The following is a 13,663-nucleotide window of genomic DNA, read 5'->3' as shown; positions in this document are numbered from 1 at the left end:
CGCACACTAATTCGTTTCATTAGCCATCTATACAGAACGCAAGCTCCCAACAAAAAAAGCACATGCTTAACATACGTACACTACTAAACCATACATTTTTCACGACAGAGGCTAAGTTACATGACGGCAACATCACAGAGAACTGAAGGAGGTGTTACTAAATGGCATTTTTAAGAGAAGCAGTCGAACTGCAAAAAGTATATCTGATTGAACAATTAATGGCTCAAGGTATTGTAGAGAGAGGCAATACTGACTTATATCAAAAACCTATCAGTGAGATCGTGCATGACTATGAACATTTTTGTTTGGAATTTGACAAAGATTATGCATTAAAATTCTTAAGGTATAGACCTCTTCAGAAAGACGAGAAACTGGATTTTCAGTAGGTTTCTCGTCTTTTCACCTATCTTTTTGAATTCCAAAACGTGCGTTGATTTCACCTCTTAATAATGGACTCCGCAGCTTTTGTTTCTTTTTCGCACGAATCATATCCTGCCTAATTTCATAGGTTTGAACACCTTCCTCGCGCTTCGTTGCAATATCGATTAATAATTCTACATCTTCAAACGAATATTTTCGATTCCCTGTTACTGATCTCTCCGGAAATACGAGTTTTCGTTCCTCATAATAACGAATTTGTCTTTCTGATAAGCCTGTTAATTCACTGACTATTCCTATCGTAATAACTTTTCTATATTTATAAGAAGCTTGTTCTGCCATTATGCAGCTCACCCATCCCATTTGATGTTAATTTACTTAACTTAAATTATACACAAACAGAGCAATATATTCCATAGTGATGTCATATTATCTAACATGTATTTTTGTTATTGACGATTTATTGTTGCTTTTATTCTAGAGCTGGCTTAACTTACATGAATTCGTTATGATAGAATATATAAGAGGATGTTCAAAAAAGGGGATTTAGGATATGAAGATGTCTATTACAAAACCTGCTGCCAAGTGGTTTATCGAAGAACTGCATCTGACAGAGGGTGAAGCCGTTCGCTTCTTTGCCCGTTACGGCGGATTTGGCGGTGTTCATAAAGGCTTTTCACTAGCCTTAGAAAAAAACACCCCTAATAACCCCGGTGCAGAAGTGACAGACGAAGGGATTACGTTCTTTGTTGAGGATTCAGATCTATGGTACTTTGATAATAAAGATTTCCACATTAAATATTCACGCAAATTTGATGAAATAGAATATATTATTAAGTAACTTATTTCTGGTCGCAGATATACTTCCATTTAAAAAGGAGCTGCCTTATGCTGGCAGCTCCTTTCTATTTCATAAAGGAATTTCTTTATACTGATGCAATAGTTCGCCACCTGTACTTCAAGACGTCTCGAAGATGTAATTATCCTGCCAGCCTGACTTATCTATGAATGACAGGGTTCCCACTGACGGCTGCCTTAGTTATAGCCGATGTTCTGTTACAAACCGCGCCAGCCTGTCCATCGCTTCTTTCAATTGCTTAATCGAAGCAGCATAGGAACAGCGGATATAGCCTTCTCCACTCTCCCCAAAGACATGGCCTGGAACAACAGCTACTCGTTGTTCTTCCAACAGCCTCTGAGCAAATTCTTCTGACAGCATTCCCGTCGCTTTAATTGATGGGAATACATAGAAAGCCCCTCCAGGTAAATGGCAAGTTAAACCCATTTCATTTAATGCCTTCACCACAAAATTCCGGCGCTGACGGTAGCTTTCTCTCATTTCTATGACACTGTCATTGCCATTTCGCAAGGCTTCCAGTGCACCGTGTTGTGCCATGGTCGGAGCAGACATGATCGTATACTGATGAATCTTCGTCATGGCGGCAATCAGTTCAGCCGGTGCAGCCACATATCCTAAACGCCAGCCTGTCATCGCAAATGACTTCGAAAACCCAGAGATAACAATTGTATGCTTATCCATCCCTTCCAGTACAGCAATACTGGAAGCTATTTCATCATAGGCTAATTCTGCATAGATTTCGTCCGATAATACCATCAGATTATGTCTCTGCACAACCTCAGCAATACCTTCCAAGTCTTTTTTGCTTAGAACGGCCCCGGTTGGATTATTCGGACTGCAGAGAATAATCGCCTTGGTACGAGGGGTTATTGCTGCTTCAATCTGTTCCGGTGTTATCTTGAATTCATTTTCTGGTGTAGCACTGACAGAGACCGGCACTCCACCTGCCAATGATACAGCTGGGCCGTAAGATACAAAACACGGCTCTACAACAATTACTTCTTCTCCCGGGTTCAAAATAGCTCGTAATGACAGGTCAATCGCCTGGCTGGCACCTACCGTTACAAGAATTTGTGTTTCTGGATGATAATGGAGAGAGAATGTTTCCTGTAGATAGTGGCTGATCTCTTCTCTTAATTCAATCAATCCAGCATTTGCTGTATATGCGGTATAACCCTGTTCTAATGAGTGATAACTTGCTTCAATCACATTCCACGGTGTAACAAAATCAGGTTCCCCTACTCCTAGAGAAATGACATTATCCATTTTCGATGCGAGATCAAAGAACTTACGAATTCCGGACGGCTTCAATGCCTCCACATGCTGCGCTAAAAATTCAGAACTCATGGACTCACCATAATTCGTTTATCTTTGTCATCGCCATCATCGAAAATAATACCGTCATGCTTATATTTCTTTAAAATAAAGTGAGTAGTGGTGGATAATACCGTATCTAAAGTAGACAGTTTCTCTGACACAAAACGACTGACTTCCATCATCGTTTTTCCTTCAACAGAAACACTTAAATCATAAGAACCTGACATTAAATAAACAGCCTTCACCTCAGGGAAGCGGTAAATACGGGAAGCAATTTTATCAAAACCTAAACCGCGTACAGGGGTTACTTTTACATCGATTAAAGCTGCAACACCTTCATCATCATAGACATTAGACCAATCGACTAAAGTGGAGTAACCAATAATTACATGTTCTTTTTCTAAGCGTTCAATCATTTCTTCCACTTGTGCAACTTCTAAATCTAACATTTTACTAATCGTATCGTTATCAATTCGTCCATTTTTCTCTAACAATTTCAATAATTCGATTTCCTTTTGCTTCAATTCCTTCACCTTCTTTAGATGTTGTGTATACATTATATACAACGAATAAAATACTACTTACTAATAGTTAATCATACTACAATTCATTGATAATTTAAACTACAATCACACACGCATAATAAGGAAAAGAGGGAAAAAAATATGCGAATTCATTCAACCAATAAATGGTTAATGGAATGGATGGATCAAAGAAAAAAAGATAAACAAGATGATATTTTGTTACAGCAACGTATTATTTGCGAACGTTTAGTTCCTTATTTTACCTCTGGAGATGCTGCCGCTATCCAACAACATTTGTTAAATCACGGGATGTTTGCCCCTCATACCGAGACAGACCAAATTGTAGAGTGGTTAAAACAACCGTTCCATCAAAAAGTGCAGAAGGCACTTGTAAAATGCCAACAGATGTGGTCAGGACCTGATACCGATGTATTTATCCTCCCCTCTAACGAAGAAGCCAAGGAGTTCAAACAATGGTATAACAGCAACGCAGGGTTAAGCTACCCTGACAAATTATTGCTGTTCTTGCAAAAAGAGGCCTCCAATGGCGAAATCCTAGCACTCATCATCCATGAATACAGCCATATCTGCCGATTGAATCATTTTTCGAAAAAGGAAAGTGAATATACCGTTCTGGATGCGGTTATCTTGGAGGGAATTGCCGAGTGGTTAGTTAGGAAATATCTTGGGGAAACTTATGGCAATAAACGTTTGACTGTCCTAAGCGATAACGAATTTCAACGACTGTGGCAAAAATGGATCAGTCCAACTCAAGAATTAACAAGAGACCACCCACAGCATAATATCATTATGTACGGACGGCGTGGGACACCTAAAAATATTGGTTATGTCATTGGTTTCCATTTGATCCATCGTTTTATGGAAGAAAAAACGTTATCCACCGGAGAACTCATTCAAATAGCAAATCAGGACATCTTGCAGCAAGTTGGATTATAAAATGTCTTCAAAAAGGTCGATAAAAAGGACCATCATCGGTTAAGTTTGCAACATCGTGTTGCAACCTCGATACTAGTTCGTCCTATACGTCGAAAGTTCAAGGCGGCACCGGTTTGAGCAAATGGGCTTACACGTAGAAAAAGTGATTTTCTTTTTCAAGGAGACGATCTTGTACGCCGGAAAAGCGATCTCCTTTTCCAAGGACCGGAGCATATGCCTTTAATACGTGAGTAGCGGACTTGCACAGGAGGTGTTGACTTCTGCGTTGTCCACATGATGTGGATAGTTTTAGTAGAAGTTCCCCTATTGCCAACGCAGACATTCGATGCGGCATTTTTATTGGGCTTTTTGAACAACTTCTTATAGATAGGGGCATTCCACTATTTTACTATAAGGCTAAACAAATATCCAAGCGCCTCTCCATGTCTGTCATACACATATCAGGAGAGACAAAGGAAAGGAGTTGTCCAGTTATGTCCCATTATGAATTCTGTAAACAACACATCGGGCACCCTGTAAAGATAGTTACACGCAGCGGTGAAGTTCATCGAGGTGTTATTAAGCATGTCAACCGTTCTAGAGTCTTTATCGATCCTCTCGGTTCACCTCGAAACTTAGGAGGATATGGTCAAGGTTACTATGGTTATGGCGGCTTTGGGTTTGGAAGTGGATTTGGATTAGGCATTGCATTAGGTGCCATCGCCTCGATAGCCTTTTTGCCATTTTTCTTTTGGTAACATCCGTTTTCTGCGGTCACAAGTCGATATACACTACCAACCACTAAAACAAGCAAAGGACTACCAATCACCTAGTCCCCATGGTAGTCCTTTTCATAAATTCTCCATATCAGTATCCCTTTCCATCTGACAAAGACTCAGATAACTGATTATTTAACTTCCAAACCTATTCCTATTCACATACCCATCATTTTCCATCAAAACCCTCAATGCTTCTTGAAAATCTTCCTCATCCACCTCAAAATCAACCATATAGCCCCGCGGCTCTTCATCATCAGTTTCTTCACTAATCCGATCAAAGACAGGCAGGATGCCACCTGAAGCTGGACCAGCTGTCCCCATCGGACCTATGCTTGAAGAAGCATCACGCGTATATCCTAATGGACTTAATAACAATGTTTCTGAATCCTCCGGAAGCGTATCTACCAAGATATGGTTAGTTTTGAGACCATTTAGAGCCGCCCTTGCTTTTTCTGCATCATTTTCTGATTTAAAGAAAGCTTGAACTGATTTATACATAATGATTCACTTCCCTTTTAAAGTGTTAACTATAATTTACCCTATTCCAAGAAAAATAAACTTTCTCTATCTTTTCACAGCCAAAGAAGTACAATAGAAATAAGGGAGGGATTGGATGAAATCGTTCAGTGTACGTGAAAAAAGTTGGATGTTCTATGACTGGGGAAGTTCGGCATTTTCTGTTATCGTTACTACAGCCATTTTCCCTATCTATTATAAAGCACAGGCCAGTGAAGCAGGGATTTCCAGTGTGGATTCTACTGCTTATCTCGGTTATACAATCGCTATATTCACATTTATCCTGGCGATGATAGGGCCTGTTTTAGGTACGATTGCGGACTATCAAGGACTAAAGAAGAAGTTCTTTATCAGCTTTATGGGCTTAGGGATTTTTTCTACTTTTGCGCTCATTTTTGTACCTGAGGGTGAATGGCTGTTATTACTGATTTTCTTCACGTTAGCTTCCCTTGGATCTACGGGAGCAAACTTGTTTTACGACGCCTTTCTTGTGGATGTCACCGATGATAAACGAATGAATGATGTATCTTCCAGAGGATATGGACTTGGTTATATCGGAAGTGCCATACCATTTGTTTTAAGCATTACCATTATTTTATTGGCTCAACAAGCAATCCTTCCTATTTCCAGCGTAACAGCCAGTAAAATCGCTTTTTTGATTACCTGTTTATGGTGGGGAGTTTTCGCTCTGCCGTTGATGAAACACGTTAGACAAGTACATTATCTTCCTCGTGATTCACAGCCCATCCGCCAAAGTTTCAAACGTCTATGGCACACTCTGAAACATATTAAACAGTATAAATACGTTAGTATCTTTTTGCTCGCCTACTTCTTTTATATTGATGGAGTGGGAACGATTATTTCCATGTCTACGGCTTACGGAACAGATGTCGGTTTAACTGCCACTACTTTATTAATCGTTCTGCTGGCCACTCAAATCGTCGCCGCCCCCTTCTCGGTATTGTACGGAAAACTGGCAGAGCGTTATTCTGCCAAATTCATGTTAAACATTGGAATTTTCGTGTATATCATCATCTGTGCCTATGGTTATTTCCTGCAGACTGCCCTTGATTTTTGGATTTTGGCTATGTTGGTAGCCTCTTCTCAAGGCGGGATTCAGGCATTAAGCAGATCTTATTTCGCTAAATTAATTCCTAAACAAAACTCTAACGAATTTTTTGGCTTTTACAATATTTTCGGAAAATTCGCCTCTGTAAGCGGTCCGTTATTACTAGCAGTAACAGCACAAATCACCGGTAAATCCAACGCAGGGATATTAAGCTTAATCGGGCTGTTTATTGCTGGATTAGTTATCCTACACTTCGTTCCTTCCGACAAAAAACTTAACATATAATTCCCATTTATCTCATAACGAGATTAATTGTATCTAATATAAGCATTGTTAAGAACGATTGAATATTATAGAATTAGCAGTAACGGAGATTATCTGACAATACAATTGAAGATAATCTGACAACCTTTATTTTTCGGTGTCACGCTTATGCTTAATATATAAGTGAGTGTTCAAAAAGTTCGATATATCATTTTTATTGAACTTTTTGAACAACTTCTAACAAAAAATAATACAACAGGGAGAGAGCAATTATAATATGACTACTTCTGCAAAACAATATGTAAATGACGTCTTTGAAATAGTTAAAAAACGTAATCCCGGCGAAACAGAATTTCATCAAGCAGTAAAAGAGATTTTTGACTCTTTAGTACCAATTTTTGAACAAGATCCTGTTTATATAGAACATAATATCTTAGAAAGAATGGTAGAACCAGAACGAATTATTTCTTTCCGCGTTCCTTGGGTAGATGATGAAGGAAAAGTTCGTGTAAACCGTGGGTTCCGTGTACAATTTAACAGCGCAATCGGACCATATAAAGGTGGACTTCGTTTCCACCCGTCTGTTAATGCAAGTATTATTAAATTCTTAGGTTTTGAACAAATTTTCAAAAATTCTTTAACCGGTCAGCCTATTGGCGGCGGTAAAGGTGGTTCTGATTTTGATCCTAAAGGAAAATCAGACAACGAAATTATGCGTTTCTGCCAAAGCTTTATGAGCGAATTATCTAAACATATCGGCCCTGACACAGATGTACCAGCTGGGGATATCGGTGTAGGCGCTCGTGAAATAGGTTATTTATTCGGACAATATAAGAAAATGCGCGGTGGCTACGAAGCAGGTGTATTAACTGGTAAAGGCCTTGATTTCGGCGGCAGTTTAACTCGTACAGAAGCTACTGGTTATGGTACAGTGTATTTCGTGAATGAAATGCTTAAAGACCAAAATGACAGCTTTGAAGGTAAAACAGTTGTAGTATCTGGATCAGGCAACGTGTCTATCTATGCTATTGAAAAGGCCACTGAACTAGGTGCCAAAGTCGTTGCTTGCAGTGATTCCAACGGTTATATTTATGATAAAAATGGTATTAACCTAGAGACAGTGAAACGTCTTAAAGAAGTAGAGCGCAAACGTATTAAAGAATATGTAAATGAACACCCTGAGGCAGAATTCAAGACAGAAGACGGCGGAATCTGGTCGATTCCTTGTGATATTGCCTTACCTTGCGCCACACAAAATGAATTAAACGAAGAAGCAGCCAAGACATTAGTATCTAATGGCGTAAAAGCTGTCGGCGAAGGAGCTAATATGCCGTCAACTTTAGACGCGATCGATGTATTCTTAGACAACGGCGTACTATTCGGTCCGGCCAAGGCCGCTAATGCAGGAGGAGTAGCCGTTTCTGCTCTAGAAATGGCTCAAAACAGTGCACGTCTTGCATGGACCTTCGAAGAAGTAGACGAAAAACTTCAAAATATTATGGCCAACATCTACAAAAACAGTGTTGACAACGCTGAAAAATACGGTCACCCCGGCAACCTAGTAGTAGGTGCTAACATCGCTGGTTTCCGTAAAGTTGCAGATGTTATGATCGCTCAAGGCGTTATTTAATGATATAAATCCAACCAAAGGAGCTGTTGCACAATGTACATGTTACATTGTGCAACAGCTTTTTGTAGGTTGGTTTGTAAGATAATCTAACATGTCACCTGCTAACGACTACTGTATTGGCCCTTTCGTGATGGCCGTAAGAGGCAAGTTAACCGCAAAAATTTTGGCATTGCTGTCCGTGATTCCAAAACCAGCTAAACGCTTAGTATGCATCTCTAGGTAATGTGCCGCTGTTTCCTTCGATTCAAATAAATAAATGCCACCTGCTTCTTTTGTTTCCGGATTTTCTGTCCATACTTTCCACAGAAATCCTGGTTCTTCATTAATGCTTTTTGCTAAATCAGCGAATTCCGCCGCCATTTCATCACCAAACGGTCCATTCATTGAAAAATCGATTTGTAATACATAAGCCATATCCATTCTCCTTACCTATTTTGTCGTTACGAAATAATGTTCTCCCAATATTTCGTTTGCTTGGTACTGATCCGCCGAAAGTTCTTTCTCTATAAATGCATGCATAGCGGCTGGCTCCAGATCATACATCACTTCAATTTCTTTGGAAAATAACAGTTTTTCTCGCTTTAATAAATCAGCAAGCTGCGGCTGCTGTTTCGCGTTCACTGTTTCGGTGTCCACTACCTGTTTGAGACCATTGACATAATATTCAAGCGGGCGGCCGCCTACAATTTTTACTCCCTTATTTTCCTCATTAACCATAACAATGGTTGGGAAACCTCTTACTCCTAAACTCCTTACCAATTCAAAATCTTCATGCAGCAATTGCTGTCCTAACGGTGTTTCTGCTTCCTTGATCACTGCTTCGCCATCCAATCCAAGTTGATTTACGATATCAATCATAATGACTTTTTCAGCAATATTTTGATTAAAAACAAACAGCGTCTCTCTTGCACGACGTAAATATTCCAATGCCAATGCCTCTGAATGATTCTTCTGGACAATTTTAAATACACGTGAAGGCGGATAAGAGGATTGGACAGGATTATCAACCATTAATGATCCATCAATCGGCATCCTGGAATGACTGCCAACTTCTCTCCAATGACCTACCACATCAGCAGGTTTATAAATTCCATTTGTCGGATCAATGGGGCCATCATGCCATTTTTCTAATAATCCCCCCACAACCGGCTGAAAACGGAAATAATCACCATACTGTTCGATAAAACGACGCAGAACCGGCTCTACTGCCCAGCAATGAGAACAAATCGGGTCTGTTACATAATAGAGCGTAACCTTCTTCTCTGGCTGATTTAAGTCAATCCATTCGATCCCCTCTGATTCTCCCGGCCCACATAGGCCTGTCTCCAAATCACAAATCATATTATTATTACTCAATTTACTTCCTCCATTCCTGTATCCTTATCATCAAGTTTTCTTTTTTAGTTGCCTTATAATCAAATTTTAAGGCATAATAAAAGTAGAAAACACCAATAATTTAGTTGATTCGTTGCTTATACAACACATATCTAAATCTGTTGAAAAAGTAGGAGGGATTAGCATGACGCGATCAAAAACAGACCCTCGAGTTCTGCGCACTCGCAAATTAATTATGGATTCTTTTATCCAACTCTCTGAAAAAAAAGAATTTAAAGATATTACGATAAAAGATATTACAACCGAAGCTATGATTAACCGCGCTACTTTTTATTATCATTTTGAAGATATCTACGATTTATTAGAAAAATCCTTATCAGAAGTACTGCTCATCAAGTTGGATGGTGATGATTATCAAGCAAAAATAGTAGATGAGGAAACGATCACCTCTCTACTTCTTGCGATTACTACCTTTCAACAGTCCTTATCCAACCGTTGTCACAGAGGATATGAGGATACCATTGCCCGTATTATCAGAGAACAACTTGAAGTTATTTTCTATAAACTACTATCTAATCAACATCCGTCACAAGAGAAACAAGGACTAGAGGTGATGGCTGCCATATTAAGCTGGGGCATTTATGGAGCTTCTGTAGAATGGAGCAGAAATAGTGAGAAGATAACCCCAGAAGCGTTTATTCACTCTGCTATTCCTTATATTATTTCGGGTTTAAACGGTAAACAGGCATAAATACAAATACTGTCCATCCAACAATTGATAACAGCAAAAAATCTAAGGTATTTACCGTCAAAAGGTGATATAGATATACCTTAGATTCCTTTAGCTCTGCTATTTCAATTCTGTTCGAACTCCCGTATATTCTGACAAATTATCTCCGTTCAAGTAACAGAACTGCCAATAGCTCGGTTAGGTCTGTTAAACCATGGCCAAACTAACTGCGAGAAGGATTTTATTTATTTGATAACACGATAAAATGCCGGCTTAGGTACAGCATTGGCATCAAACAAAAACGGCCAATTTTTTCGCCCTTTTACTGGAAAATTGTTTAGCCATGTGTAATTATCAGTAACACCCCAAAAGGTTACCGCCGAAATATTCTCAGCATACGCTTCAAATAACTTAAAGAAATGTTCATAGCGTTCTGCTTGCAAATGGAGCATTTCTTCTGTAGGTTTAACCAGATCAGTCCGCTTATCATCAAATGCATAAACAGAAACATCCATTTCCGTAATATGTAATGTTAATCCAAGCTCACTATAACGCTTCAATGCCTCTTCGATTTCTTCGTAAGCCGGATGATACAGACTCCAATGAGCCTGTAAACCAATACCATGGATTGGTACATTACGTGCCAGCATCCCTTTAACTAGACGATAGATCTTTTCCCGTTTGACTGGATTCGTTTCATTATAATCATTATAAAAAAGTAAAGCATTTGGATCTGCCTCATGGGCATATTGAAATGCATAATCCAGAAAATCCTCACCAATAATTTCCGTCCATTTTGACGGACGATATACCTCTTCACCATGGTCCGATACAGCCTCATTAACTACATCCCATGCATACACACGCCCTCTATAACGCTTCACTACTGTATTTATATGGGAATGAAGACGCTTTAATAACTCCTCCCTGCTAACGTCATTTCCTTCATCATCCATAAAAAACCAAGCTGGTGTTTGATTATGCCATACAAGTGTATGACCTCGCATCCCTATACCGTGCTCTTCTGCAAAAGCTAAAAACTGATCTGGAAGCTCAAAGTTATAAAGACCTGGCTCTGGACAAATTTCCTCAAATTTCATTTCATTCTCTGCGGTTATAGAATTATAATGCATTTTCAACAAATCTTGATTCTCTTTCATGATATTTCCATTTACTGCTGCTCCTATTAAAAATTGTTGCTTGAATCGCTCTTTAAGTGTTTTCATTTTTTAAACCACCTTTTCAAGCATTTGGATTGAGATATGAACAAACTGGTATTAAATCATTTATCAAATTTCAACATATACGATGAAAGATTAACTGCCAACTGTATATTGCTTCTTTTAGAGTGTGATAATGAACCACCTTTCAGCCTTTTACCCCACCTAATGTTAATCCTTTAACGAAATACTTTTGCAGGAATGGATAAACCATGATGATAGGGATGGACACAACGACTGTCATAGCAGCACGAATGGATTGTGGTGTAACGACCTCTACCTGTCCGCCTAAAGATCGTGAAAAAGAATCGGCTGCACTTCCTCCAGAAGTATTGGTACTTTGTAACACTTTCATCAGCTCATACTGTAATGTGCTTAACTCTGGAATAGAGGAATTATAAATAAATACATCAAACCATTGGTTCCACTGACCAACAGCCACAAAAAGTGAAACTGTTGCAATCACTGGTACAGCTAACGGCAATGCAATACGAAAGAATTGAACAAACTCTCCAGCTCCATCCATTCGAGCCGATTCAAATATGGTTTCAGGTAAACCTTCAATAAAGGAACGAATGACGATTAAATTAAAAACACCTATCAATCCAGGAATAATATAGACCCAGAATGAACCAATTAATCCTAGTTCACGATTCAGTAAGTACGTTGGTATTAATCCTGCATTCATATACATTGTTAATACAAAGGCTAATGTAATAAATTTTTTTAAAAAGAAATGCGGTCTCGAAATCGTATAAGCAACCATAGCCGAAGCGAAAACTCCTAACCCAGTTCCAACAACTGTTCTAAGTACAGAAATAATCCCTGCTTGAATAATTTGCGCTTCATTAAAAACATGAGCGTAATTGTAGGTGGTAAAGGAACGTGGAAGAATATGCAGTCCACCTCTTACTGTATCAGTAGCCTCATTTAAGGAAATCGCAAGTGTATTTAACATAGGATATAACATGACAACTACCAATAATAACATAAAGGTAACATTGATTGTATCAAAGATTAAATCATCAACACCTCTTCGTTTTCCAACTATTTTTCTTATTACACCCATTCCACTCCCCCCTTTAAAATAATCTTGCTTCTCCAAGCTTTTCTGCTATTTTATTCGCCCCAAACAGGAAAATAAAACTGATAATGGTTTTAAACATACCGGCTGCTGTAGCTAATGAGAAGTCTGCCATGGATATACCGTATCTCAAAACATAAATATCTAGATTTTCCGCATAGTCCATATTCATTGAATTCATTAACAAGTATTGAGCTTCAAAACCAGATTCTAGAATGTAACCAATATTCATAATCAATAAAATAACAAAAACCGGTTTGATCCCTGGCAAGGTAATGTACAGAATTCTTTGTATCCTTTTGGCTCCATCAATCTCTGCAGCTTCATATTGTTCTTGGTTAATCATCGTCATGGCTGCTAAATAGATAATAGAATTCCATCCAACACTCTTCCAAACATCCGAGGCTCCAATAATCCCCCAAAAATAGTGAGCTACTCCCAGCCACATAATTGGCGAGTCAATGATTCCTAAGTGAAGTAAGATTGTATTAACAATACCATCTTCCATTGCTAAGGCTGTTGATACAAGACCTGCTACCACAACCCATGATAGGAAGTGCGGCATATAGCTAATTGTCTGCACAATTCGTTTAAATGCAATATTCCTTAATTCATTTAATAGAATGGCTAATGCAATGGCTGTTACAAAACCCAGTACAAGATTGATAATACTCATTGCAAGTGTATTTCTCATAATTTCAAAAAAACGTTCATTTCCAAACAAAAATCGGAAGTTGTCCAACCCAGCCCATTCCTGCTCAAAAAAACCCTTCGCTGGTTTGAAATCTTGAAAAGCCATCACCCAGCCGCCAAGTGGTATATACTTAAAAATAAATAACCAAATTAAAAATGGTACACTCATAAATAGTAATTCTTTTTGTTCCTTGCATTTTCGAAAAAAATACCTTAGGCCTCTTTTAGCTTTATATTTATTACGAGCCTTATATTCTTTCTCTGCCTCTACAGGGTTCATTGATTGTGACAAAAGCTTCCCCCCTTACCTATATTTGAATGATGCTAGA

General features: G+C 38.7%; 16 protein-coding genes. 7 read left to right on the top strand and 9 right to left on the bottom strand.

The window, feature by feature from the left end; all coding sequences use genetic code 11:
• The first annotated feature begins 161 nt into the window (after positions 1-161).
• Positions 162-386: a Fur-regulated basic protein FbpA gene (locus JOD18_RS10410; RefSeq protein WP_204668960.1), complete on the top strand. Its 225-nt coding sequence runs from the start codon at positions 162-164 to the stop codon at positions 384-386.
• Between the two features lie 13 nt (positions 387-399).
• Here JOD18_RS10410 and JOD18_RS10405 read toward each other — a convergent pair whose 3' ends face one another.
• Positions 400-720 (bottom strand): MerR family transcriptional regulator, encoded by a 321-nt coding sequence (locus tag JOD18_RS10405; RefSeq protein ID WP_204668959.1) that lies wholly within the window; start codon positions 718-720, stop codon positions 400-402.
• A gap of 211 nt (positions 721-931) precedes the next feature.
• On the opposite strand from JOD18_RS10405, the gene JOD18_RS10400 reads away from it, so the two are divergent.
• Complete coding sequence (locus JOD18_RS10400) at positions 932-1,219, top strand: HesB/YadR/YfhF family protein (protein WP_204668958.1); 288 nt, start codon at positions 932-934, stop codon at positions 1,217-1,219.
• Positions 1,220-1,417: 198 nt separating this feature from the next.
• Here the strand turns inward: JOD18_RS10400 and JOD18_RS10395 are convergent, their stop codons facing one another.
• Positions 1,418-2,584 (bottom strand): aminotransferase, encoded by a 1,167-nt coding sequence (locus JOD18_RS10395; protein WP_204668957.1) that lies wholly within the window; start codon positions 2,582-2,584, stop codon positions 1,418-1,420.
• Positions 2,581-3,078: an Lrp/AsnC family transcriptional regulator gene (locus tag JOD18_RS10390; protein WP_239588051.1), complete on the bottom strand. Its 498-nt coding sequence runs from the start codon at positions 3,076-3,078 to the stop codon at positions 2,581-2,583. The genes JOD18_RS10395 and JOD18_RS10390 overlap by 4 nt, the downstream gene beginning before the upstream one ends.
• Before the next feature lie 141 nt (positions 3,079-3,219).
• Here JOD18_RS10390 and JOD18_RS10385 point away from each other — a divergent pair, with 141 nt between their 5' ends.
• Both JOD18_RS10385 and JOD18_RS10380 read left to right on the top strand, forming a co-directional pair.
• Positions 3,220-4,035, top strand: coding sequence for a DUF2268 domain-containing putative Zn-dependent protease (locus JOD18_RS10385; RefSeq protein WP_204668955.1), 816 nt, complete (start codon positions 3,220-3,222; stop codon positions 4,033-4,035).
• Positions 4,036-4,508: 473 nt separating this feature from the next.
• Positions 4,509-4,772, top strand: a complete 264-nt coding sequence (locus JOD18_RS10380) for a hypothetical protein (protein WP_204668954.1) — start codon at positions 4,509-4,511, stop codon at positions 4,770-4,772.
• A gap of 153 nt (positions 4,773-4,925) precedes the next feature.
• Here JOD18_RS10380 and JOD18_RS10375 read toward each other — a convergent pair whose 3' ends face one another.
• The gene (locus JOD18_RS10375) at positions 4,926-5,291 is read right to left on the bottom strand and encodes a hypothetical protein (protein WP_204668953.1); all 366 of its coding nucleotides are present in this window, start codon (positions 5,289-5,291) and stop codon (positions 4,926-4,928) included.
• A 115-nt stretch (positions 5,292-5,406) separates the two neighbouring features.
• Between JOD18_RS10375 and JOD18_RS10370 the strand changes: the two genes are divergently transcribed.
• Positions 5,407-6,663: an MFS transporter gene (locus tag JOD18_RS10370; RefSeq protein WP_204668952.1), complete on the top strand. Its 1,257-nt coding sequence runs from the start codon at positions 5,407-5,409 to the stop codon at positions 6,661-6,663.
• Between the two features lie 256 nt (positions 6,664-6,919).
• Entirely contained in the window at positions 6,920-8,272 is a 1,353-nt protein-coding gene (gene gdhA, locus JOD18_RS10365; RefSeq protein WP_204668951.1) for an NADP-specific glutamate dehydrogenase, read from the top strand.
• 108 nt (positions 8,273-8,380) lie between these two features.
• Here the strand turns inward: gdhA and JOD18_RS10360 are convergent, their stop codons facing one another.
• Both JOD18_RS10360 and JOD18_RS10355 read right to left on the bottom strand, forming a co-directional pair.
• A complete protein-coding gene (locus tag JOD18_RS10360) occupies positions 8,381-8,686 on the bottom strand; it encodes a monooxygenase (RefSeq protein ID WP_204668950.1) in 306 nt (101 codons plus the stop codon).
• A gap of 15 nt (positions 8,687-8,701) precedes the next feature.
• On the bottom strand, positions 8,702-9,628 hold the full coding sequence (locus JOD18_RS10355; RefSeq protein WP_204668949.1) for a DsbA family protein: 927 nt from the start codon (positions 9,626-9,628) through the stop codon (positions 8,702-8,704).
• Positions 9,629-9,791: 163 nt separating this feature from the next.
• On the opposite strand from JOD18_RS10355, the gene JOD18_RS10350 reads away from it, so the two are divergent.
• Entirely contained in the window at positions 9,792-10,358 is a 567-nt protein-coding gene (locus JOD18_RS10350; RefSeq protein WP_204668948.1) for a TetR/AcrR family transcriptional regulator, read from the top strand.
• 224 nt (positions 10,359-10,582) lie between these two features.
• On the opposite strand, the gene JOD18_RS10345 is transcribed toward JOD18_RS10350, so the two are convergent.
• From JOD18_RS10345 to JOD18_RS10335, 3 genes are all read right to left on the bottom strand, one after another.
• On the bottom strand, positions 10,583-11,563 hold the full coding sequence (locus tag JOD18_RS10345) for an endo-1,4-beta-xylanase (RefSeq protein ID WP_204668947.1): 981 nt from the start codon (positions 11,561-11,563) through the stop codon (positions 10,583-10,585).
• A gap of 142 nt (positions 11,564-11,705) precedes the next feature.
• The gene (locus JOD18_RS10340; protein WP_204668946.1) at positions 11,706-12,626 is read right to left on the bottom strand and encodes a carbohydrate ABC transporter permease; all 921 of its coding nucleotides are present in this window, start codon (positions 12,624-12,626) and stop codon (positions 11,706-11,708) included.
• A 13-nt stretch (positions 12,627-12,639) separates the two neighbouring features.
• Positions 12,640-13,614: an ABC transporter permease gene (locus tag JOD18_RS10335; protein ID WP_204668992.1), complete on the bottom strand. Its 975-nt coding sequence runs from the start codon at positions 13,612-13,614 to the stop codon at positions 12,640-12,642.
• Positions 13,615-13,663: the final 49 nt, after the last annotated feature.

This window comes from Gracilibacillus alcaliphilus (assembly GCF_016909015.1).
GTDB lineage: Bacteria > Bacillota > Bacilli > Bacillales > Amphibacillaceae > Gracilibacillus > Gracilibacillus alcaliphilus.
The sequence above is the reverse complement of the archived record's forward strand: the minus strand, read 5'-3'. Positions and strand labels throughout refer to the sequence as shown.

Bases quoted from the DNA above. Each gene is read 5' to 3' on its own strand.
- JOD18_RS10375 (WP_204668953.1), bottom strand. From the start codon at position 5,291: ATGTATAAATCAGTTCAAGCTTTCTTTAAATCAGAAAATGATGCAGAA.
- JOD18_RS10385 (WP_204668955.1), top strand. From the start codon at position 3,220: ATGCGAATTCATTCAACCAATAAATGGTTAATGGAATGGATGGATCAA.
- JOD18_RS10340 (WP_204668946.1), bottom strand. From the start codon at position 12,626: ATGGGTGTAATAAGAAAAATAGTTGGAAAACGAAGAGGTGTTGATGAT.
- JOD18_RS10345 (WP_204668947.1), bottom strand. From the start codon at position 11,563: ATGAAAACACTTAAAGAGCGATTCAAGCAACAATTTTTAATAGGAGCA.
- gdhA (WP_204668951.1), top strand. From the start codon at position 6,920: ATGACTACTTCTGCAAAACAATATGTAAATGACGTCTTTGAAATAGTT.
- JOD18_RS10410 (WP_204668960.1), top strand. From the start codon at position 162: ATGGCATTTTTAAGAGAAGCAGTCGAACTGCAAAAAGTATATCTGATT.
- JOD18_RS10400 (WP_204668958.1), top strand. From the start codon at position 932: ATGAAGATGTCTATTACAAAACCTGCTGCCAAGTGGTTTATCGAAGAA.
- JOD18_RS10360 (WP_204668950.1), bottom strand. From the start codon at position 8,686: ATGGCTTATGTATTACAAATCGATTTTTCAATGAATGGACCGTTTGGT.
- JOD18_RS10350 (WP_204668948.1), top strand. From the start codon at position 9,792: ATGACGCGATCAAAAACAGACCCTCGAGTTCTGCGCACTCGCAAATTA.
- JOD18_RS10380 (WP_204668954.1), top strand. From the start codon at position 4,509: ATGTCCCATTATGAATTCTGTAAACAACACATCGGGCACCCTGTAAAG.
- JOD18_RS10335 (WP_204668992.1), bottom strand. From the start codon at position 13,614: ATGAACCCTGTAGAGGCAGAGAAAGAATATAAGGCTCGTAATAAATAT.
- JOD18_RS10405 (WP_204668959.1), bottom strand. From the start codon at position 720: ATGGCAGAACAAGCTTCTTATAAATATAGAAAAGTTATTACGATAGGA.
- JOD18_RS10395 (WP_204668957.1), bottom strand. From the start codon at position 2,584: ATGAGTTCTGAATTTTTAGCGCAGCATGTGGAGGCATTGAAGCCGTCC.
- JOD18_RS10370 (WP_204668952.1), top strand. From the start codon at position 5,407: ATGAAATCGTTCAGTGTACGTGAAAAAAGTTGGATGTTCTATGACTGG.